We start from the raw sequence: 20,417 nt of genomic DNA, 5'->3' as shown, positions 1-20,417 counted from the left end.
GGTACAAGAATGAAGGCAACGGAAGCAAAGCTCCTCGCGTTTCTCAAAAAATCGCCGCAGTTCGTGATTCCTATCTACCAGAGGACCTATTCCTGGACCGAGCGTGAATGCGTTCAGCTTTGGGATGACATCATCCGCGCAGGAAGCGACGACGCAATATCGGTCCACTTTATCGGTTCCATCGTCTACATCGAGGCAGGGCTTTCCCAAGTTTCTCACCAGGCGCCACTGCTCGTCATCGACGGCCAACAGCGGCTGACGACCGTAACGCTGTTGCTAGCTGCGCTGTCCGAAGCGCTGGGCGATGCAGAACCCTTCGATGGCTTCTCGGCCCGCAAGCTCAGGAACTACTACCTTCTCAATCCCGAAGAGACAGGGGAACGTCACTACAAGCTTCTCTTGTCTCAAACCGACAAGGTTACGCTGACGTCGATCGTTGGCCAGAATGACAAGCCGGCCGAACGATCGCTCAGGGTCACGCAGAACTACGACCTATTCCGCGATCTAATCGCCTCCCGTCAGAGCGATTTTGTTGCGGTTTGCAATGGGCTCGCCAAATTGGTCGTCGTCGACATCGCGCTCAGCCGGGACCAGGACAACCCACAGCTCATTTTCGAGAGCATGAACTCGACGGGCCGGGAACTCAGCCAAGCCGACCTGATCCGCAACTTCATCCTGATGGGGTTGGAGCCGGAGCTACAGACCCGACTCTATGAGCAATTCTGGCGGCCGATGGAAGTGGCCTTCGGGCAGGAGGCTTACAATACCCATTTTGACAGTTTCATGCGTCACTACCTGACCGTGAAGACTGGCGAAATCCCCCGCCTCGACGATGTGTACGAGGCGTTCAAAGGGCATGCGCGCTCTCCGAAGATTGCGGATGCGGGCGTAGAAACACTGGTCAAAGACATCCGCGATTTCGCAAAATACTACTGCGCCATGGCATTGGGCGCGGAGAGCGATCCCGTACTGAAGCTTGCATTCCACGACCTCCGAGAGCTCCGGGTCGATGTGGCGTACCCCTTCCTGCTGGAACTCTATCATGACTATGTCGACGGCTTACTAGGTAAAGAAGAGCTCCTCGAAGCTGTCCGCCTGATCGAGGCCTACGTATTCAGGCGTGCCATCTGCGCGATACCGACGAATTCACTGAACAAAACCTTTGCCACCTTCACGAAGGCATTGAAGAAGGATCGATATCTGGAAAGCATAAAGGTGCATTTCCTGTTGATGCCGTCTTATCGGCGCTTCCCGAGCGACGACGAGTTCAAGCGGGATATGCAGACCCGTGATCTCTATAATTTCCGAAGCCGCAGCTATTGGCTTCGTCGTTTCGAAAACCATGCACGAAAGGAAAGGGTGCCGGTAGACGAGTACACGATTGAACACATCATGCCCCAGAGCGAGGTGCTTTCGAACGCTTGGAGGATTGCACTTGGCGATGAGTGGGAGCGTATCCATCAGACCTATCTGCATACGCTCGGGAACCTGACGCTGACAGGATACAATTCCGAATACAGCAATCGGTCCTTCAAAGAGAAGCGCGATATGGATGGAGGCTTCAAACAGAGCCCGCTCCGGGTCAACGCGGGGCTCGGCGAGTTGGAGGATTGGAACGAAGACACTATCAAGTCACGTGCGTCAAAGCTGGCGGCCCAGGCGTCGGATGTTTGGCGAGCGCCGGTGATGCCGCCCGATGTGCTTGCCGCATACCAGCCCGATAAGACCAAGGCCGCAGGGTACTCAATTGACGACCACCCGCACCTCCTCAACTCGCCGACGCGAGAGCTTTTTGATGCGTTCCGGCAAGAAGTCCTGAAGCTCGATCCCTGCGTCAGCGAAGAGTTCCTCAAGCTCTACGTAGCGTACAAGGCGGAAACGAATTTTGTGGACGTCGTCCCGCAGGCAAAGCAGTTGCGGTTGTCGCTAAACATGGGATTTGCGGATATCAGTGACCCGCGTGGCATGTGTAAGGATGTCTCTGGCCTCGGCCGGTGGGGGAATGGCGATGTCGAGGTAAGATTCACTGCCCTGGACGAGTTGCCATACGTCATCGGGCTTGTCCGTCAATCCCTTGAACGTCAACTCGGAAATGGAGGTGATGCATGAGCCAGTTCGCATTCCTCCAAGCCGAATTTTCTGAGGTCCATGAGCATGCCGTGAAGGCCGAGATCTTGGCGCTTTCCGACCCGCGCAGTGCCTGTTTCTACGCACGGCTGGCGCTGGAGGTCGCAGTCAAGTGGATGTACCGCCACGACCGCACGCTTCGGCCGCCCTACGAGACGACACTTTCCGCGCTGATCCATGAGCCGACATTCCGCAAGCTCGTGGGTGATGCGTTGGTCGCCAAAGGGAAAGTCGTCAAGGACCTCGGCAACGTAGCCGTGCATGAATCCAAGGCTGTCGCCCCTGGCCGCGCCATCACGGCGGTCAGGGAGTTGTTCCATATCGCGTATTGGCTGGTACGTACCTATGCGAAGGGCGCAAAGCCTGCCGCCGAAGTCGCGTTTTCGGCTGATGCATTGCCGCGCACCACTCAAGTGGAGGCATCCACACTCGGCAAGCTCAAGGAGATCGCCAAACGCTTCGAGGAGGCAGCAAGGGAACGAGATCGTGCCGAGCAGCTGCGCCTGAAAAGCGACGGCGACCGGCTAAAGTTGGAGGCCGAGATCAAGCGGCTTCAAGACGAGATCGCCAAGGTCAAGAAAGCCAACCAAGCCATCCCCGACGGACACGACTACAATGAGGCGCAAACCCGGGATGCCTTTATTGACCTCCTGCTCGCGGAGGCAGGCTGGACATTCACCAAGCCGGGTCATGATACCGAGTGCCCCGTAACCGGAATGCCCAATGCGACGGGTGAGGGCTTCGTCGATTACGTGCTCTGGGGTGCCGACGGTCGACCGCTCGGCCTGGTGGAGGCGAAACGCACCCGCCGGGATCCACGGGAAGGTCAGCGTCAGGCCGAGCTGTACGCCGATGCACTAGAACGCCAGTTCGGGCAGCGGCCGATCATCTTCTATTCCAACGGCTATGAGCATTGGATCTGGGATGATCGCCGATACCCGCCGCGTCCGATTCAGGGCTTTCTTAAGAGGGATGAGCTGGAGCTTGCGATCCAACGGCGATCGACACGCAAGCCGCTGGCGCCGGAGGACATCAATTCAAAGATCGTCGAGCGCTACTACCAAACCCGCGCTATCCGGCGCGTCGCAGAGGCCTTCGAGAAGGACAATCTGCGTAAGGCGTTGTTGGTCATGGCGACTGGATCGGGAAAGACCCGGACCGTTATCGCGCTATCTGACCTGTTGATGCGCGCCAACTGGGCGAGGCGCATCCTGTTCCTCGCTGACCGCGTCGCGCTCGTCAATCAGGCGACCAATGCGTTCAAAGCATTCCTGCCGCAGGCTTCACCCGTGAACCTGGTCACCGACAAGGCCGCCCATGGACGGGTATACGTTTCGACCTACCCGACCATGATGGGCCTGATCGACGAGACGAAAAGCGGTGTAAGGCGTTTTGGGTCAGGGCATTTCGACCTAATCGTCATCGACGAGGCACACCGTTCCGTCTATCGAAAGTACAAGGCGATCTTCGACTACTTTGACAGTCTGCTGGTCGGACTCACCGCGACGCCAAAAGATGAGGTGGACCGCGATACCTATGCGCTCTTCGACCTTGAGCGGGGCATCCCGACCGATGCCTATGGGTTGGACGAAGCCGTCAGCGACGGCTTCCTTGTGCCGCCAAAGGCCGTTTCTGTGCCACTCAAGTTCCAACGGGAGGGGATCAAATACGATGACCTCTCGGAAGAGGAGAAAGAGGCGTGGGACGCGATCGAGTGGGACGAGGACGGCGCTATCCCCGATCGCGTCGAGGCCGCAGCCGTCAACAAGTGGCTGTTCAATGAGGACACGGTCGACAAGGTTCTAGAACACGTCGTGACCCAAGGCCTGAAGGTCGCTGACGGAGATCGTCTGGGCAAGACCATCATCTTTGCCAAGAACCATGACCATGCGCAGTTCATCTCTGAACGCTTCGATGCCAACTATCCGCATCTCCAAGGGCGTTTTGCCCGCGTCATCGACTTCAAGACCGAATATGCCCAGTCGTTGATTGACGATTTTTCGTCCGCCGACAAGGAACCTCATATCGCCATCTCGGTGGATATGCTCGATACCGGAGTCGACATTCCAGAGGTGGTAAACCTCGTCTTTTTCAAGATTGTTCGTTCAAAGACGAAGTTCTGGCAGATGATAGGGAGGGGAACGCGATTGTGCCCGGATCTGTTCGGTGTCGGGCAGCACAAGGAGTACTTCTACGTCTTCGATTTCTGCCAGAACTTTGAGTTCTTTAACCAGAACCCCGATCTATCTGAAGGATCGTCGGGCGCTTCGCTGAGCGAGCGCTTGTTTGCCGCCCGCGTCGAGCTTGTTGGTGAACTCGACCGGCAGGCACATCAGGATGGAGAAAACCCAACGGCGATCCTGCGGCACGACATCGTCGCTCATCTTCGTCAGGAGGTGGACGGGATGAGCGTCGAAAACTTCATCGTCCGTCCCAAGCGCAGGGTCGTGGAGAAATATCAGGCAGCCGATATATGGGCAAAGCTGGGCCTAGACGAGCGCACCGAGCTGATCGAACACGTCGCCGGGCTGCCGTCAGCCTTGGTTGATGATGATATCGTAGCCAAGCAGTTCGACTACCTCATTCTGCAAACTCAGCTCGCGGTATTGCGTGCAGAGAAAGCTTTCGCCAGTCTCAAGAAGCGCATCATCGATTTGGCCTCCTCCCTCGAAGAGCTCGGGAACGTACCAATGGTGGCCGCTGAAATGGCGTTCATCCTGGAGGTTCAGACCGACGAGTTCTGGCAGGACGTGACGCCGCCGATGCTCGAAATGGTTCGCCGCCGGCTGCGTAGCCTGATCAAGCTCATCGAGCTGAAGAAACGCCCGCATATCTATACCGACTTTGAGGACGAGATCGGTGCCTCAAGCGAGATCGAGTTTCATGGCGTGGCCGTCGGGACCGATACGCACCGCTTCCGCATGAAGGTGCGGCACTTCCTGAAGGAACACGAAGATCACATCGCGATTCAGAAAGTTCGCCGCAATGAACCTTTGACAGCGCAGGACTTGGCCGAGCTGGAGCGCGTCTTCGTTGATGCTGGCATCGCGGTTCCGGGGGACCTGGATCGTATTCGTAGCGAAGGGGGCCTCGGCGTGTTCATCCGGTCTCTGGTTGGCCTGGATCGGGAGGCCGCCAAGCGTGCCTTCGATCAATTCCAGTTAGGGCGAGCACTATCCGCGAACCAGATCGAGTTCGTGAACATGATTATCGACCATCTCACCGAACGGGGTGTGATGGACCCAAGACTGCTTTACGAGAGCCCGTTTACCGACTTCGATGCCATGGGCGTCGAGGGCGTCTTTGACAGCGCCGGAGTTATTGAGATCGTCAGGATTCTTGAAGACGTTCGCAAGAGGGCCGCGGCTTAATGGGGCGATGGGGGCATGCCGATCCCATGGTGGAGATAACTGCGAAACAGCAAAGGCCGCCTTTCGGCGGCCTAAGTGTTTGTTATATCTCACATTCTATGGAGTTATAATAAAAGTGGTTGCGGGGGCAGGATCTAATCTTCACTTGCTGCCCGAGCAAGTAAAGATGGTTGCGGGGACCGGCGTCGATCATAACTTGCAATCGACGCCGGTAAAGATGGTTGCGGGAGGGTGCAACCATCTTAACTTGCGGTCGGACGGCCGCCTCATGAGACGGGCCGATGTTGGCGAAGTTGCCAAGCAAGTAAAGATGGTTTCGGGGATCTGCGGCGATCTTCACTTGCTATTTCAGTCGGCTGCGTAGGCTCGGGCCGCACCGTTGAGTTCGGTCGCCACAAATTTTGATGCGCTGCGGATTTGGCGTTGAGAAGGAAAATCGAAGCGGCCTGAACCGGCAATTGATCGTTGATCCCGAAATTCCATTGCACACCGGCGACGCGCGCCCCCGTGGAGAGGTCGGCCGAGACTACGGGCTCAGACGTACCGCCACTTCCAGATCGCGACCCAACGCGTTCCAATCAGCTATCCGTTGACTTCCAACTAGCCGACATAGATAGTTCCAATTGTCAGCAACTCGAGGATGGAATGTTCGAGCGGTTTGTGGAGCGCCGGGCGGAAGAAGCCCTTCTAGATACACCCGTGGTCCTCATCGTGGGGCCACGCCGGGCGGGCAAAACCACGCTCGTCAGGAAGATGGGGGAGGCCGACCGCACCTATATCACGCTAGACGACCAGACCGTGCTCGAAGCTGCGCAGGCTGATCCAGCCGGGTTCATCCGGGGCCTGAATCGAGCCATCATCGATGAGATCCAGCGCGCACCTGATCTGCTCCTCGCGATCAAGAAGACGGTCGACGAGGATTATCGCCCTGGTCGATTTCTCCTCACTGGCTCGGCCAATGTGCTGACCTTGCCGCGGGTCGCCGACAGTCTTGCCGGACGGATGGAAACGCTCCGGATGCTGCCGCTGGCGAAGGCCGAGATCGACGGCAGTACTCCGACCTTCCTTGAGCGCCTCTTCGAGGGAAAGCTGCAGCAGGCCCGCAATGCGATCGTCGGTGACGAGCTCATCCATTCCACCTTGCTCGGCGGGTTTCCCGAAGCCATTGCTCGAGACAGCGAACGGCGCAGGCAGGACTGGGCGAGATCCTATCTCACGTCGGTCCTAACTCGCGATCTCAGGGACATCGCGGAGATCGAGAAGCTGACCGAGCTTCCAAAATTCGTGCGGCTGCTGGCCGAGCATTCTAGCCAGCTGGTTAACTATTCGCAGTTCGGGGCCAGCATCAATGTCAGCCACAAGACCGGGCAGCGCTATGTGGGACTGCTCGAACAGGTGTTTCTGATCGCGACGCTGCAGCCCTGGTTCACCAATGTGCTGAAGCGCATCGTCAAGACGCCGAAACTACATTTCCTTGATCCTGGTCTCCTGGCGAGCGCGCGCGGCCTAACCTTCGATAGGGTGAAGACAGACCGTGGCGCGTTCGGGGCGCTACTTGAGAGCTTCGTATTCTCGGAAGTGCTCAAGCTGATGACCGCGTCGGATCTGCGGTTGGCGCCATATCACTTCCGCGACCGGGACATGCGCGAAGTCGACATCGTGCTGGAGCGCGACGACGGGATGATCGCTGGCATCGAGGTCAAAGCGAGCGCTACGGTCAAGGCCGGTGATTTTTCCGGCTTGCGCGCGCTCGCCGACGCCTGTGGTGACCGCTTCGCGTTTGGCGCCGTTCTCTACGACAGCACGGACGTCGTGCCGTTCGGCGATCGCCTGGCAGCAGCGCCCATATCCACGTTGTGGAGCTGAATGCGATGCGTCAGCCCACGAGATCGTCACACGCTCGACGCGCCATACAGCTCGAACCTGCGTTGGGGTGGACCTATTTGTCCCGCGAGGCGCTGGCCCGCGCCAAGGCGCAAATGGATGAGGAGTCCATGGGCGTGCGTGACGAGATCGGCTTTCTGACCATCCATCAGCGGTATGCCGATCATTTCTTCCCAGGCACATCGGTCCTGCATACGCGGGCGCGTTACGCGATCTTTGTGCCCTGGTTGTTCGAGGACCTCGCGGGTTTGACGGGACCGGCGGCCGATCGTGCCCTACGCGAACGCGAAAGAGTGCTTGCCGGGCGGCTCCGGGAGGCAGGCGAGTCCCAGGTCATTGGCGGTCGTGTCTTTCCCAAGCCGTCCAGTCAGCCGCCATCGACCGTCTACTGGAATGCACTCGCAGTGTGGGGAATCCTGCGCCCGCGTCTTGACGGGCGGACGATTTCTCGGGCGCACGCGCATAGACTGCTGAAGGGCGTGAGGGCGGCGACCGACGATGACGGACAGCCACTCCTCGGCTTCGATCCGCCGTTCGTCCCGCTTCCCAAGCGCCCGGATAGCTGGCGCGGTGGATCGATCACTCTCCGGCTGGCGGTCGCCGAGGCCGAATTTCTCCGCGAGCGCCTCGCCCAACTACGCGGCAGCGGAGGCCATGAGCTTTCCTTGCTCGCGCGTCTTGTTCGGACAGACGCCGCATCGCCACCGGGAATGTGGGCTGACGAGACCCGTGCGATTGCCGGTCCCGACCGGGCGCCGCTGGCTCGGGCGCAGCAGGCGGCCAATCTGGCCGGCGTGGGGCGCGCCGTCTACGACGCTCTCCTCGAACATGTCGTCGAGGCCGACGACAAAAGAGAGGCGTCGACCCGACATCGCGATCACCTCGCCTCGACCGTCGCCGAATACGGCGCTGTCGCGGCCAAACTCGACGTCGACGCGCTTGAGGCAGACATAGGCGCACTGCCGTTGAAGTTGCGCGCCGTCGTGACGGCGACGAAGGAGTGGATAGCTTCAAAATCGACAGATCCCAGACCGCTTTTCGAGGTCTATGCGGCAGCCGAAGCCCGGAAGGGGCCTCGCGCGCGGCTTCCCCTGACGCCCAACGGACGCGCGCGTCGGCTCGAATGGTCGAACGACGAGCATGGCCTGGCTGGACCTCTCCACTATAGATGGGAGCAGGTCAGCATGCTCCTCAACGATCTGGCGAACGCCGAATGATCGGGACGGTCGACAACTGGCCGGCGCTCTCGTTTCTTGAGGGTCTTCGCCCCGGTTCCGACGAGAATGTCGAATTGGCCTTGCTGGCCTCCTATTCGGCGGATCTGGGATCGATTGGCGCGGCGCTGCTTGCTCTGGCGGGCAAGGACACAGATGCAGGCCGTGGGAGCCCTTCCGACTTCGCGGATGCGGTTGAGCGCCTTCGTGGAAAGGTGCGCATCATCATCCAGCGAGGCCGCTTGGCAAAAATGCGTCGGACACCGCGTATCGCGGCGGTCCTGGACCAATTTGTGCGCGAAGTCGATTTCGATGAAGCGACCCATAGCTGGCATCCCAAGGCAGCCCTCGTGCGCACGCGCGATGCAGGCGGGAGGGCCGGTTGGCGCCTTTGGATCGGGAGCCGCAATCTCACCGAAAATGTGAACCGGGACATCGGATTGCTGCTCCTGTCCGGGGAGAAAGCCGGTGCTTCCATCCCAGGCGCAGAGGATGTGGCGCGTGCGCTGGCCGAGAGGGCGGCGCTCAAGGGCGTGCGGCCTGTTTCATTGGGCGCTGCCGTCGCAAAGGTAGCCTGGCGCGCTCCGACAGGAGTGCGCGTGGAGCGGCTTCGCTGGTCGGATGGAAGCGGGGATATGGCAGTCCCTGTGCCTACGGTAGGAACGGAAGAAGTCGTGGTGGTGAGCCCGTTCATCGACAAGACGTTTCTCGCCCGACAAGCGCCACAGGGCTCGAAACCGACGCGGCGCGTGCTGTTGACGACAATGCGCGAGATCGAGCGGATTGGTCCGCCGCTGGCGGCGTTCGATGATCTGCTCGCGCTGGACGCGCCGGACTATCCCGTCGGCGACCCCGAGCCCGATGCAGAGACGGCCGTTACGGCCTCCGACCGTGATCCGGCTGACGACGAGGAAGAGGAACTTGGCCGTGGCCTTCACGCGAAGTTGCTGTTCATGCGATCGGGACAAAAGCGGCGGTTATGGCTCGGCAGCGCGAACGCGACCATGCGCGCCTGGACTGGCCGCAATGCCGAAGTTACCGCCGAGCTGGTCGTTACGGAGTCGGTCGAGAGGGGGCTGAAAGCCCTTCTCGGCTCAGCCCGGTTGGTTGAGGCGTCTCTCGTGGAATATGCGCCCGACGACGCGGCCCTGGAGGAGGAGGCGCTCGAACGCGCGCGCGCGCAGGTCGCGGCCCGATGGGCGGCGCAACTCGGTTTTGACGATGAGGGCACGCGCCTTGTGCATCGCTCCGATCTCCATCCAGGCGGTCCTCATCCGGACGAGCCGGACATCGCGCTCGAGGTGGGCACTCTCTATGGCGAACTGGTTGCGTGGCCCTGCGGGCAAACCACTATGCTTCTGGGACCGATCGCGCCCGCGGAGCGGAGCGAGTTCGTGCGGCTGCGCGTGAGCCGTGGAGAAAAGGGACTCTCCTGGTTGCAACGCGCCCCCGCAGATCCGCCATTTGGGGAAGATCGCGACCGCGCGGCGTTCGTGCGCTTTCTGGGAGCAAGAGGGTTTCTCTTGTGGCTCGCCGGATTGCTGGCGGAGGACGGGCGCCAGGGGGAAGGCGACTGGACGAATGACGAACCACGGGATCGAGCCGCTCCAGGAATGAATCCGGCGCTCGACTCTTCGCTGCCGACATTGGAGGAGATGTTGGCGGCATGGGCGCGTGATCCCCAGAAGTTCCGCGAGATCGAGCGGCGGGTATCCCAATATCTGCCGGCCGTGCTTGAGGAGGCCAGGCAGGACGACCCCCAGATTGCGGAAATGCTGCGCCGCTTCGATGATCTGTGGGGCAAGCTCCGCAGCGGACTCGGGGTTGCCGAAATCAAGGGCAAACGCCCGTGAGTGCCCCAAAGCCATTTCAGAAGGCGGCCGTAGATGCGGCGTTCGCGGCCTTCGCGGACCCTGACGGCCGAAGGCGCTTTCTGGTCGCCGATGAGGTCGGACTCGGAAAAACCGTCGTGGCAAAGGAACTGGCTTGCCGCATGACCGATGACGGCCGCCGGCCCCTGACCATCTATTACATCGCCAACGGGCACGCTGTTTCGCACCAGAACAAAAGCCGGGTTGTCGACTTCCTGGGCGACTCTCAACTACAAGATGCGATCAAGACGCCTGATCGGCTTTCGCTGATCGCCGTCGAGAAGCGGCCTGCCACCCCGGTTTTGATCTATGCGCTCACCCCTGCGACCTCGTTTCCGGGTGCGAAGGCTCGCCTGACCGGAGGCCGCAAGGAAGAACGGGCGTTCTTGAAGGTGCTGCTCGAACAGAGCTATCCTTCGTTCGCTCGCAATCTCGACCCCGACATCTTGCGACTTAGTGCGCGCGGCTCTTGGGACTGGGCCGTTACGGAGGCCGAGAAGAAGTTTGCGATGTCGCCACCCGGCTTGCGGCAGAGGTTTCGTGAGGCGCTGGGGGTTGAGTTCGGTGTACCTGTGCGTGCGATGTTCGACCTGGCGCTTCACGGCGACCCCGCGCGCAGGATCAAGCCGCTCAGGCCGACCACCTTCGTTGGCCGTCTCCGGCGAGCCTTGGCACTGGCGACATTGCGCCATCAACCGCCGGACCTGGTTATTCTCGACGAGTTCCAGCGCTACCGGCAGCTTCTGGACGAGAAGGACGCCGACCCGCTCCTGAAGGCGCTCCTTGAGCCTGAAGGCTCGGCCAGACGTCCGGCGATCCTGCTGCTGAGCGCCACGCCATATCCGTATCTGACCACGCGATGGGAGGAAGCGCGCGGCGCGCTTGCTCACGCAGAGCTTCTGAAACTGATCGAGTTTCTTGCCGGCTCGGACACGCGAGATCGCGCAAGGGATCTCTTCGCGGTTTTTGGGGACAAGTTGCGCGCCATCTCGGCCCATTCCGATGCAAGCCGCCCGGAACTGATGGAAGAGGTAGCGGAAGCGCGTCGGCTTAGGGATGAACTTCGGCAACTCATGACGCCGGTGATGTCCCGCACGGAGCGGGACAGCGTGGCGTCCTCCGATCCGCTCGCCGGCACCAGGTTTCTCCATGCGGACCCGCTGCCTGAGGATTTTCAGGTGTATCGGCATTTGGCGGAGAGCTTCGCCGAGCAAGTGCGCTACGAGGCGTTGCCCTACTGGTCGTCGGTTCCGTTGCCGGCCCAGTCCCTCGGGCCGCGCTATGCGGCGTGGAAGAAGTCCAGGATCAAGGCTGCGCCGAAGCTCACGCGGATGACGCGCGAGCGCCGCAACAAGCTCAACGCTCCGGCCGAATGGCCGGACGCCAAACTTCGTGCGCTGAGCAGTGTTGCTCCGCCCGCATTGTTGTCGTTGCCCTGGGTCGCCCCATCGCTTGCATGGTGGCCGCTTCGCGGGGGGTGGGCGGCGGCGACGGCGGATCAGAAAGGCGGGGCTGATCCCAAGCTCCTTATGTTCAGCCGGTTCCGCGCAACGCCCCCCAGCGTCGCCGCGCTTCTCAGCTTCGGGGTCGAGGCACGGTGCCTTCCTAAGAAACAGGGGGGATACGAAAAGGCCTACAGACGGCGGCGCTTCAAGCTGGCGGCGATCCCTGGCCCTGTCATGGCGGCGTTTCATCCCTCGCCGTGGTTGATCCGTAACACCGATCCGCTCGCAAAGGCGGGGGCGCCGCTGGCTGCTGTCCGCAAGGAAATTCGCCGGCAGATTCTCGCTGCTTTGCCGAGAGGTATTGTCGAGCGGGACACCGTTAAGGCCCGCCGACGCCACAGATCGATTGCCCGTGTCTTGGCCTCCATCGAACGCATGGCGGGTATTGCGGAGCAGTCGGCGGCGGGATGGAGCAGTGCGATCGGTGATGATCGCGCCGCGCAATCGGCGGTGCGAAAATGGCGCCAGACCCCGCCGATCGACAGGCTTTCGCCGGCCGAGCTTTCCGACCTCGTTGATTACGCCATTGGCGCGCCGGGCGTCGTGCTCGGCCGGGCTCTGCGGCGTCATGACCCGACGATCCTGGATGGCCCGCGATACCCCGAACTGGTCCAGCTCAGTTGGCAGGGCCTGCGCGCCTATCTCGACAACCCGGTCATTTTGTCATCGCTGCCAGGCAGGAATGCGGTCGAGCGGGTCATGGGAGCGGTGGTCGACGGCGGATTCGAGAGCGTTCTGGACGAGCATTTCTGGCTCCGCGCCCAGAATCTCCATGAGGGCGCAGCGGGTCTTTCCAGGGATCTGAAGGCGTCGCTCGGGCTCCGTGCCGGCAGTTTCAGCTTTCATGGGATTGGCGGACAGTCACACAAGATTCCTGTCCGTTGCCATGTCGCCGTCCCGTTTGGCGACGCGGAGGCCGAGCCGGTGGTCAAGGTGGAGGGAGGCGTCGCGCCGGCCGCCCCGGCGCGTCCAGATGAAGTGCGCCGAAGTTTCAACACGCCTTTCTGGCCGCATGTCCTGGCGACTACATCCGTTGGGCAGGAGGGTCTGGATTTTCATCCGTGGTGTTCGCATGTGGTTCACTGGGACCTTTCCTCCAACCCGCTCGACCTCGAGCAACGCGAAGGCCGCATCCAACGCTATGCGGGTCTGTCGGTCAGACGGAAGCTGGCGGAAGAGCTTCGCGATGAAGTGCTTGGCGATACCGCCGTGGTGCAACACTCTCCCTGGCAATGCGTGGAGCGGCACGCGCAGCGCTTTGTTGATGAGAGCGGCCTTCGCCCGTGGTGGGTGCTCGATGGCGCTGAAATCCGCCGGCACGTTTTCGAGCGTCCCTTTGGTCGGGACATGCTGCGATTCGCGCAACTTCGGGAACAGCGCATGATCTATCGACTGGCTCTCGGCCAGCCCAACCAGGAAGATTTTATTGACGTGTTGTCGCGCGGCGGGGAAGCGACCCGTGCGCTGCTGCAACCGCTGATCCTGGATTTTTCCGCGATGGGTCTGCGGCAACAACACACGACTGCCCCGGACTCATCGGCCAACGGCCATGGGCAGATGGCGGAGACCGGCGCTCCAAAATTGGATGGCGGTGACATGGCGGCGCCTGCGTTGGCAACCAACCAGCCGATGACCGACGTCGATGCTCAGCAGCGGTTGATGCCTGGGTGATCGAGGCAGACGCGAGGCGGGCCTGTGATGGCTATGCGCTGCCCAAGACCCGCAATTTCATCGCGCGGGTCTCCAGCAAATAGGTTTCGACTCCGGCGAGCAAGTGCAACCCTTCCTCGGTGATCGCCGCCCGTGACAGTCCGGGCTGAATGATGCGGACGTCAAATTCGTAGCGATAGTCCTGCCAGCTCGCTTTCAGCCGCTTGAGGAACGCGGCGTTCCCATGTTCGAAGCGAGAGCTTTGCCCCTTGTCGAGGCGCAGCTTCTCGCGCCTGAGCATATGCGTGAACATACGGTTGGGACGGTCGCGCCAGCGGGCGGACTTTTGGGCCTGCCCGCATACTTCGTAGAGATCTTTCACGCGGGCGCCGGGCGTGTCGGCGCTCGAAAACTTGCAATGATGGAGCGTGACCTGGACAAGGCCCTCGGTGACGCGAAGCGTCACCACATCCGCGATCTCGCCAGATCCATCGTCGTCGAAAATCAGATCGTAGGCGTCCGCGTCGGCGAGCAGGGTCTCGATGATACGCCGCTGGACGGAATCGGCTCGCTTTTCCGATCCTTGCGATTCTGTTCGGATATTTGTCCCCGACCAGTCCCAAACCTCGATCCGATCTGAAGGATAAGGCTCAACCCGAATACCATCGGGCAAGGCATAGAGATGACTGTAGATCAGCAGAGAGCCGTCTCCGAAATCAATCTGCGGGGAGTCGTCGCCAACTGAGACAGACCGCCATGTGATCTCCGTCTTCGTCGCGGCAAACAGCGAGGTAACGATCCCCGCCCCCGTCGGGATCTGGCGCATGCGTGTGATCGAAGGACAAAAATGGCATGGAAATGCCAAGTTCTTCGGGCCCAACACCCAATACGAAACCGTGGCCGAGCTGATGGAGTTCGGGCACTCGCGCGGGAACGGCATCGACCTCCACCGTCGGATCGACGGCAACCTGAAAACACGGCAAATGCTCGTGGCGCCGGAGCCGCTATGAGAAAGTTGTGGCAATGGATCCGCCGGAAGCGAGCGGCACCCCCGACACCGGCCGACGTTAAGAAGGTCAACCTGCGGGCATTGGCTCTTATAGAGGCGAATATCCCAAGCGCGGCCTGCGGCTCGCCCTGTGCTTCCCGGTGACGATCAAGATGCTGTCGGGCAGTGTCGAAGCGATGGTGGAGAACCTCTCGCAGCAAGGCGCGCGCCTGACCTGCGACCGGTTGCTGGCCATCGACCAGACGGTGCGCATGGAGATGCCGGACCTGTCGGGCAAACCGCGCGAGGTGCGCGCCAAGATGCGCTGGCGGCGTGACCAGCAATATGGCGTGGTGTTCGACGACACCTTCACTCTGGGCGATTTCGCGCGGCTCGCGGCGCTGCTTCAGGCGCCCGCCCTGCTGGAGGAAGCCGCGCCGGGCGCCTAGGCCGGCACGAATTTCAGCGCCACGCCGTTGATGCAATGGCGCTTGCCGGTGGGCTTGGGGCCATCGCCGAAGATGTGCCCGAGATGCCCGCCGCAATCAGCGCAGTGCACTTCGGTGCGGGCATAACCGATCAGGTAATCGGTGCTGGTACCCACCGCCCCCTTGTCGATCGCCTGCCAGAAGCTCGGCCAGCCGGTGCCGCTGTCGAACTTGTGCGCCGAGGCGTAGACCGGGTTGGCGCAGGCGGCGCACACGAAGGTGCCCTTGCGCTTTTCCTTGTCGAGCGGCGAGGTGAAGGCGCGCTCCGTCCCCGCTTCGCGCAGCACGTAATATTGCTGGCGGGTCAGCAGCTTCTTCCATTCCGCATTGGACTTGCCCTTGGGAAAGGTCTTTGCCTCGGCAGGAGCCGCTCCGCAGGCGCTGACGAACGGCAGCGCAGCAGCGGCGGCCAGCAGGCAGCGGCGGTCGAGGATGGGCAAGATCATCGGTTTCATCCCGGCAATATCGGCATTACCGCCTTAATACGCCCGGAACGCGGCTGAGGTTTCACCCCCGCCGCAGGGAATCAGAACGTCGTGATCTCGACCTCGAGCTTGCGGAAGCCGTGGACGAAGTTCGCCCGCACCCGTTCAACCCGGTATTCCGCTGGCGGCGATCAAGACGGCGCTGGCCAAACTCCCTTCCGACCGAGCCCCCGCCTTGGACGACTGGCGACAGCTCTCCACAAGTTGGCGAGACATGCTGACTGACCGCATACGCAGCCTAGGTCAGTTGCGTGACCAGCTCGACGGGTGCATCGGCTGCGGCTGTCTTTCGATGGCCGACTGCCCCCTCAGAAATCCGAGCGATCGTTTGAGCCAACTCGGCGAAGGCGCTGTCCTGCTCGAACGAGACACGACAGCAGACCTTCGCAAAGGCAACGGCGATGAGGGAACTCAACGATCTTCACAAATCAACCGAGCGACATGACCACCCGGCCTTCGATCTGGCCTCTGTGCATGCGGGCGAAGATGTCGTTGATGTTGTCCAGCGGTTCGATTGTATTGATCGACTTCACCTTGCCGTCGGCCGCAAAATCCAGGGCTTCCTGAAGGTCCAGTCGCGTGCCGACAATCGACCCACGCACCGTCGTCCCGTTCAGCACCATGTCAAAGATCGACAGCGGGAAATCGCCGGGCGGCAGGCCGTTCAGGGCCACCGTCGCCCCGCGCGAAGTCATGCCCAGGGCCTGTTCGAACGCCTTGGGCGACACGGCCGTGACCAGCACCCCCTGGGCGCCGCCGTCGGTCTGGCGCTTTATGTCGGCGGCGGGGTCGTTTGAGGTCTTGGCGTTGACCGTCACGGTCGCGCCCAGACGACGGGCCAGGTCGAGCTTGGCGTCGTCGATGTCGACCGCCGCCACGTTCAGGCCCATGGCCTTGGCGTATTGCACCGCCAGGTGGCCCAGACCGCCCACGCCCGAGATCACCACCCAGTCGCCCGGCTTGGTGTCCGTAACCTTCAGCCCCTTGTAGACCGTGACCCCGGCGCACAGGATCGGCGCAATTTCCTCGAAGCTGATGTTGGCCGGCAGGTGGCCGACGAAGTTCGGGTCGGCGACGACATATTCCGCAAAGCTGCCGTTCACCGAATAGCCGGTGTTCTGCTGCTCGTGACACAGGGTCTCCCAGCCGCCGAGGCAGTGCTTGCAGTGGCCGCAAGCGGTGTAGAGCCAGGGCACGCCAACCCGGTCGCCTTCCTTCACATGCTTGACGCCTGCGCCGACGCCCGAGACGTAGCCGACGCCCTCATGGCCGGGAATGAAAGGCGGGTTCGGCTTGACCGGCCAGTCGCCTTCAGCCGCGTGCAGATCGGTGTGGCAGACCCCGGTGGCCTCGATCTTCACCTGGATCATGCCGGGGCCCGGCGTCGGGATCGGCGCATCCTCGATCACCAATGGTTTGCCGAACTCACGCACGACAGCGGCCTTCATGGTCCTGGCCATAATCACTACTCCTCGGTTGGATCGCGAAAGAGAAAAGGCGCGGACTGAACGTCCGCGCCTCCGAAAGGATCAGAAGAAGCCCAGCTTGTCCGGGCTGTAGCTGACCAGCAGGTTCTTGGTCTGCTGATAGTGGTCCAGCATCATCCGGTGGTTCTCGCGGCCGATGCCCGACTTCTTGTAGCCGCCAAAGGCCGCGTGCGCCGGATACTGGTGATAGCAGTTGGTCCAGACCCGCCCGGCCTGAATGGCCCGGCCGGCGCGATAGGCGGTGTTCATGTCGCGTGACCAGACACCGGCGCCCAGGCCGTATTCGGTGTCGTTGGCGATCTCCATCGCCTCTTCGAAGGTCTTGAAGGTGGTCACGGCCAGGACCGGACCAAAGATCTCCTCCTGGAAGACCCGCATGTCATTGGTGCCCTTGAACACCGTCGGCTTGACATAATAGCCGCCCGACAGGTCGTCCGGCAGCAGCGACTGCTCCCCGCCCGTCAGGACCTCGGCCCCTTCGTCCTTGCCGATCTTCAAATAGCTCAGGATCTTCTGCAACTGCTGGTCCGAGGCCTGGGCGCCGACCTGGGTGGTCGGGTCCAGCGGATCGCCCTGCTTGATGGCCTCGACGCGGGCGATGGCCTTCTCAATGAAGGCCTCATAGATGTCTTCGTGGATCAGGGCGCGGCTGGGGCAGGTGCAGACCTCGCCCTGGTTCAGGGCGAACATGGCGAAACCTTCCAGCGCCTTGTCCAGGAAGGCGTCGTCGGCGTCCATGACGTCCTTGAAGAAGATGTTGGGCGATTTGCCGCCCAGTTCCAGCGTCACCGGAATGATGTTCTGCGTCGCGTACTCCATGATCTTCTGACCGACGGCGGTCGAGCCGGTGAAGGCGATCTTGGCGATGCGCGGATTTGTGGCCAACGGCTCGCCGACCTCGACCCCCGTGCCGGAGACGATGTTCAGCACGCCCGCCGGCAGAATGTCCTGGATCAGTTCGGCCAGCAGCAGGATCGAGGCCGGGGTCTGTTCCGCCGGTTTCAGCACGATGCAGTTGCCCGCCGCCAGGGCGGGGGCGATCTTCCACGCCGCCATCAGGATAGGGAAGTTCCACGGGATGATCTGCCCGACCACACCCAGCGGCTCGTGGAAGTGATAGGCGACCGTGTCGTTATCCAGCTCCGAAATGCCGCCCTCCTGGGCGCGGATGCAGCCGGCGAAATAGCGGAAGTGGTCAATGGCCAGGGGGATGTCCGCCGCCAAGGTCTCACGCACCGGCTTGCCGTTGTCCCAGGTCTCAGCCTCGGCCACGGCCTGAAGATTGGCCTCGATGCGGTCGGCGATCCGATTAAGGATCAGCGCGCGCTGGGCGACGCTGGTCTTGCCCCAGGCGTCCTTGGCGGCGTGCGCGGCGTCCAGCGCCAATTCAACATCAGCCGCGTCCGAGCGAGCCACCTCGCACAGGACGCGGCCGTTCACCGGGGAGGTGTTCTCAAAATAGCGGCCGTTGACCGGAGCGACCCATTGGCCGCCGATGAAGTTGTCGTAGCGCGTCTTGAACTTGGGCGTCGCGGCGCGGATGAATTCGGGCTTGGTCACGGAAAGAGCCTCCTGCTGGTTTCCTCGGGCGTCGATTGTTCGACGTCGTTTGAGCCGACATTCCCCAAGTGGCCTGCCGCTTGACTTCAAGATCGCCTGATTTTGCTCGCTGGGCAAGCGTTTTTCGCCCCGAGCGGTGTCTGTCGTCGCGCAAACGGCCGAAGTCGGGTGGATCAAGCCTCGAACCCGTAGCATTCTGGCCCGGCAGAGCCGCTTTTCCGCGCGGCAGACCGACCTGTCCTGCCGCTTTCGTTCAGCTTGGGCATGGATCGTGGTCATGCGCATGACGGAGGCGTTCGAAGACGGCGGATGGCGGCAAGTTGGGCATGGATCGTGGTCATGCGCATGACGGAGGCGTTCGAAGACGGCGGATGGCGGCAAGGACGGCCCGCACCATCGGGCCGGTGACGGCGACCTCGGCCAACTGGAAGGTAATGGCGCGGGCGTGGCGGACGACGCGGGCGCCGATCTTGATCAGCTTGAGTTGCAGGCTGGTCAACGACCAGTCCGCCATGGCCTCGGGCAGTTCGATGCAGCGCAGGAAGGTTGCCAGGTTGTAGGCCAGCGCGTGCAGTTGCAGCCGCACCTCGTTGTGCCGGAACTTCCGGCATGACAGCCGCGTCCAGCGAAAGGCATATTTGCCTTCCTTGATGTGCTGCTCTGCGGTGCCGCGCTGGTTGTAGAACCTCACCACCCAGTCTGGCTCCATCGGCAGGTTGGTGACGATGAAGCCGACTTTGGGGAACAGCTCGCCCGGATGCCATTCGATCTTGGCGATGACGCGGCGCGGCTTGTCCCAGGACGCCGCCTGATACTCGAAGTCCTCGAAGAACCGTTTGACCTTGGTCAGCGAAGGCCGTCCCACGGGCCGTGTCAGCCGATGCGCGATCTTCTCGCGCAAGACGGCGTTGGCGGGCAGACGGATGGCGTAGAAGAACCTGGCTTCTTCCAGCCGCATATAGATCGCGGGGATCGCGTAGGCAGCGTCGGCCCGGAAGAAGCGTCCACCAAGGTCGCGGCCAGCATATCGGGCAATGACGGGATCAAGGACATCCCGCCAGCCATCGGCGCTGTGGACATTGCCGTTACGCAGGGCGCAGCGCTCCAGCATGCCAAACTGGTTGAACAAGAAGATGGGGTGATAGCAGGTGCAGTCGAAATGCCCGTTCCAGGCAGTACCTTCCTGATCGCCGTGGGTGGGGCTGACCGAGCTGTCCATGTCCAGCACGATGTATTTCAACCCGTTGCGGTCATGAAACCGGTCGATCCATTGGCCGTTCAGATCGGCCAGCGCCGCCCGGTTCGCGGCCAGAGCCAGCGTCTCGGTCTCGAACCGTCCCATCTGCGATGCCGAAGCAGCTTGCGCCTCGACGGCCCTGCCGCCAACGACCTGACGCATCACGGGATCGAGGGCCAAGCGGTCGGCATCGTTCACATCCTCGTATCCGGCCAGTCGTCCGAACACCGATTGCCGGAACAATCCGTCAAGCCGATGGAGCGTGTTCTTCCCGGTGCGGCTGTCTCGCAGCGCCTCCGACGCCAGATTGGACAGGCCGAGCACGTCATCAAGCTCGCGCATCACCAGCAGGCCACCGTCTGAACTGATCTGCGCACCACGGAACTCCAGACGCACACGGCGGTCGAAATCAACCCGATCTCCCCGCGCCAAGCCCGCACCCTCCAGGTGATCCATGAAACGCGCCCCTCGCAGCCGTCAACGCCATGATTTATATGCGAAATATCACGATTACGACAGCGAAATCAGCGACTTACTTGGAGAATGTGGG

Annotated in this window: 14 protein-coding genes; 9 read left to right on the top strand and 5 right to left on the bottom strand. The window is 61.7% G+C overall.

The features are described 5' to 3' along the window. Nucleotides 1-9 precede the first annotated feature (9 nt). The 6 genes from I9P22_RS02880 (at nt 10) to I9P22_RS02855 (ending at nt 13,643) form a co-directional block, all read left to right on the top strand. On the top strand, nt 10-2,109 hold the full coding sequence (locus I9P22_RS02880) for a GmrSD restriction endonuclease domain-containing protein (protein ID WP_199257890.1): 2,100 nt from the start codon (nt 10-12) through the stop codon (nt 2,107-2,109). Next, the gene (locus I9P22_RS02875) at nt 2,106-5,498 is read left to right on the top strand and encodes a DEAD/DEAH box helicase family protein (RefSeq protein ID WP_199257889.1); all 3,393 of its coding nucleotides are present in this window, start codon (nt 2,106-2,108) and stop codon (nt 5,496-5,498) included. Before I9P22_RS02880 ends, I9P22_RS02875 begins: the two co-directional genes overlap by 4 nt. 645 nt (nt 5,499-6,143) lie before the next feature. Beyond that, a complete protein-coding gene (locus I9P22_RS02870; RefSeq protein WP_199257888.1) occupies nt 6,144-7,364 on the top strand; it encodes an ATP-binding protein in 1,221 nt (406 codons plus the stop codon). A gap of 5 nt (nt 7,365-7,369) precedes the next feature. After that, nucleotides 7,370-8,599: a DUF6361 family protein gene (locus I9P22_RS02865; protein ID WP_185926703.1), complete on the top strand. Its 1,230-nt coding sequence runs from the start codon at nt 7,370-7,372 to the stop codon at nt 8,597-8,599. Beyond that, on the top strand, nt 8,596-10,449 hold the full coding sequence (locus I9P22_RS02860) for a phospholipase D family protein (protein ID WP_199257886.1): 1,854 nt from the start codon (nt 8,596-8,598) through the stop codon (nt 10,447-10,449). Before I9P22_RS02865 ends, I9P22_RS02860 begins: the two co-directional genes overlap by 4 nt. Before the next feature lie 140 nt (nt 10,450-10,589). Beyond that, complete coding sequence (locus I9P22_RS02855) at nt 10,590-13,643, top strand: helicase-related protein (protein ID WP_199257885.1); 3,054 nt, start codon at nt 10,590-10,592, stop codon at nt 13,641-13,643. A 31-nt stretch (nt 13,644-13,674) separates the two neighbouring features. Here the strand turns inward: I9P22_RS02855 and I9P22_RS02850 are convergent, their stop codons facing one another. Next, nucleotides 13,675-14,448 (bottom strand): hypothetical protein, encoded by a 774-nt coding sequence (locus I9P22_RS02850; protein WP_199257884.1) that lies wholly within the window; start codon nt 14,446-14,448, stop codon nt 13,675-13,677. Here I9P22_RS02850 and I9P22_RS02845 point away from each other — a divergent pair. Continuing rightward, the gene (locus I9P22_RS02845; RefSeq protein WP_199257883.1) at nt 14,447-14,632 is read left to right on the top strand and encodes a hypothetical protein; all 186 of its coding nucleotides are present in this window, start codon (nt 14,447-14,449) and stop codon (nt 14,630-14,632) included. The genes I9P22_RS02850 and I9P22_RS02845 overlap by 2 nt on opposite strands. 79 nt (nt 14,633-14,711) lie before the next feature. Then, the gene (locus I9P22_RS02840; RefSeq protein WP_332908993.1) at nt 14,712-15,059 is read left to right on the top strand and encodes a PilZ domain-containing protein; all 348 of its coding nucleotides are present in this window, start codon (nt 14,712-14,714) and stop codon (nt 15,057-15,059) included. Here the strand turns inward: I9P22_RS02840 and msrB are convergent. Further along, entirely contained in the window at nt 15,056-15,538 is a 483-nt protein-coding gene (gene msrB, locus I9P22_RS02835) for a peptide-methionine (R)-S-oxide reductase MsrB (RefSeq protein ID WP_233253167.1), read from the bottom strand. The genes I9P22_RS02840 and msrB overlap by 4 nt on opposite strands. 160 nt (nt 15,539-15,698) lie before the next feature. Here msrB and I9P22_RS25015 point away from each other — a divergent pair, with 160 nt between their 5' ends. Beyond that, nucleotides 15,699-16,028 carry a MerR family DNA-binding protein gene (locus I9P22_RS25015; protein WP_199257952.1) on the top strand — a complete coding sequence of 110 codons (330 nt, stop codon included), beginning with the start codon at nt 15,699-15,701 and terminating at the stop codon, nt 16,026-16,028. Here the strand turns inward: I9P22_RS25015 and adhP are convergent. The 3 genes from adhP to I9P22_RS02815 form a co-directional block, all read right to left on the bottom strand. Next, nucleotides 16,012-17,043: an alcohol dehydrogenase AdhP gene (gene adhP / locus I9P22_RS02825; protein ID WP_199257880.1), complete on the bottom strand. Its 1,032-nt coding sequence runs from the start codon at nt 17,041-17,043 to the stop codon at nt 16,012-16,014. The two genes, I9P22_RS25015 and adhP, sit on opposite strands and share 17 nt — an antisense overlap. Nucleotides 17,044-17,112: 69 nt before the next feature. Further along, the gene (exaC, locus tag I9P22_RS02820) at nt 17,113-18,915 is read right to left on the bottom strand and encodes an acetaldehyde dehydrogenase ExaC (protein WP_233253166.1); all 1,803 of its coding nucleotides are present in this window, start codon (nt 18,913-18,915) and stop codon (nt 17,113-17,115) included. Nucleotides 18,916-18,967: 52 nt separating this feature from the next. Further along, entirely contained in the window at nt 18,968-20,323 is a 1,356-nt protein-coding gene (locus I9P22_RS02815) for an IS1380-like element ISPme1 family transposase (RefSeq protein ID WP_011997539.1), read from the bottom strand. Nucleotides 20,324-20,417: the final 94 nt, after the last annotated feature.

Origin of the sequence: Paracoccus binzhouensis (assembly GCF_016446475.1) — a bacterium.
Taxonomy (GTDB): Bacteria; Pseudomonadota; Alphaproteobacteria; order Rhodobacterales; family Rhodobacteraceae; genus Paracoccus; species Paracoccus binzhouensis.
This window is presented reverse-complemented; position numbering and strand designations above follow the sequence as displayed.

Bases quoted from the DNA above. Each gene is read 5' to 3' on its own strand.
- I9P22_RS02815 (WP_011997539.1), bottom strand. From the start codon at position 20,323: ATGGATCACCTGGAGGGTGCGGGCTTGGCGCGGGGAGATCGGGTTGAT.
- I9P22_RS02860 (WP_199257886.1), top strand. From the start codon at position 8,596: ATGATCGGGACGGTCGACAACTGGCCGGCGCTCTCGTTTCTTGAGGGT.
- I9P22_RS02850 (WP_199257884.1), bottom strand. From the start codon at position 14,448: ATGCGCCAGATCCCGACGGGGGCGGGGATCGTTACCTCGCTGTTTGCC.
- I9P22_RS02855 (WP_199257885.1), top strand. From the start codon at position 10,590: ATGACCGATGACGGCCGCCGGCCCCTGACCATCTATTACATCGCCAAC.
- I9P22_RS02865 (WP_185926703.1), top strand. From the start codon at position 7,370: ATGCGTCAGCCCACGAGATCGTCACACGCTCGACGCGCCATACAGCTC.
- I9P22_RS02845 (WP_199257883.1), top strand. From the start codon at position 14,447: ATGCGTGTGATCGAAGGACAAAAATGGCATGGAAATGCCAAGTTCTTC.
- I9P22_RS02870 (WP_199257888.1), top strand. From the start codon at position 6,144: ATGTTCGAGCGGTTTGTGGAGCGCCGGGCGGAAGAAGCCCTTCTAGAT.
- I9P22_RS02880 (WP_199257890.1), top strand. From the start codon at position 10: ATGAAGGCAACGGAAGCAAAGCTCCTCGCGTTTCTCAAAAAATCGCCG.
- exaC (WP_233253166.1), bottom strand. From the start codon at position 18,915: ATGCGCATGACCACGATCCATGCCCAAGCTGAACGAAAGCGGCAGGAC.
- I9P22_RS02875 (WP_199257889.1), top strand. From the start codon at position 2,106: ATGAGCCAGTTCGCATTCCTCCAAGCCGAATTTTCTGAGGTCCATGAG.
- adhP (WP_199257880.1), bottom strand. From the start codon at position 17,043: ATGGCCAGGACCATGAAGGCCGCTGTCGTGCGTGAGTTCGGCAAACCA.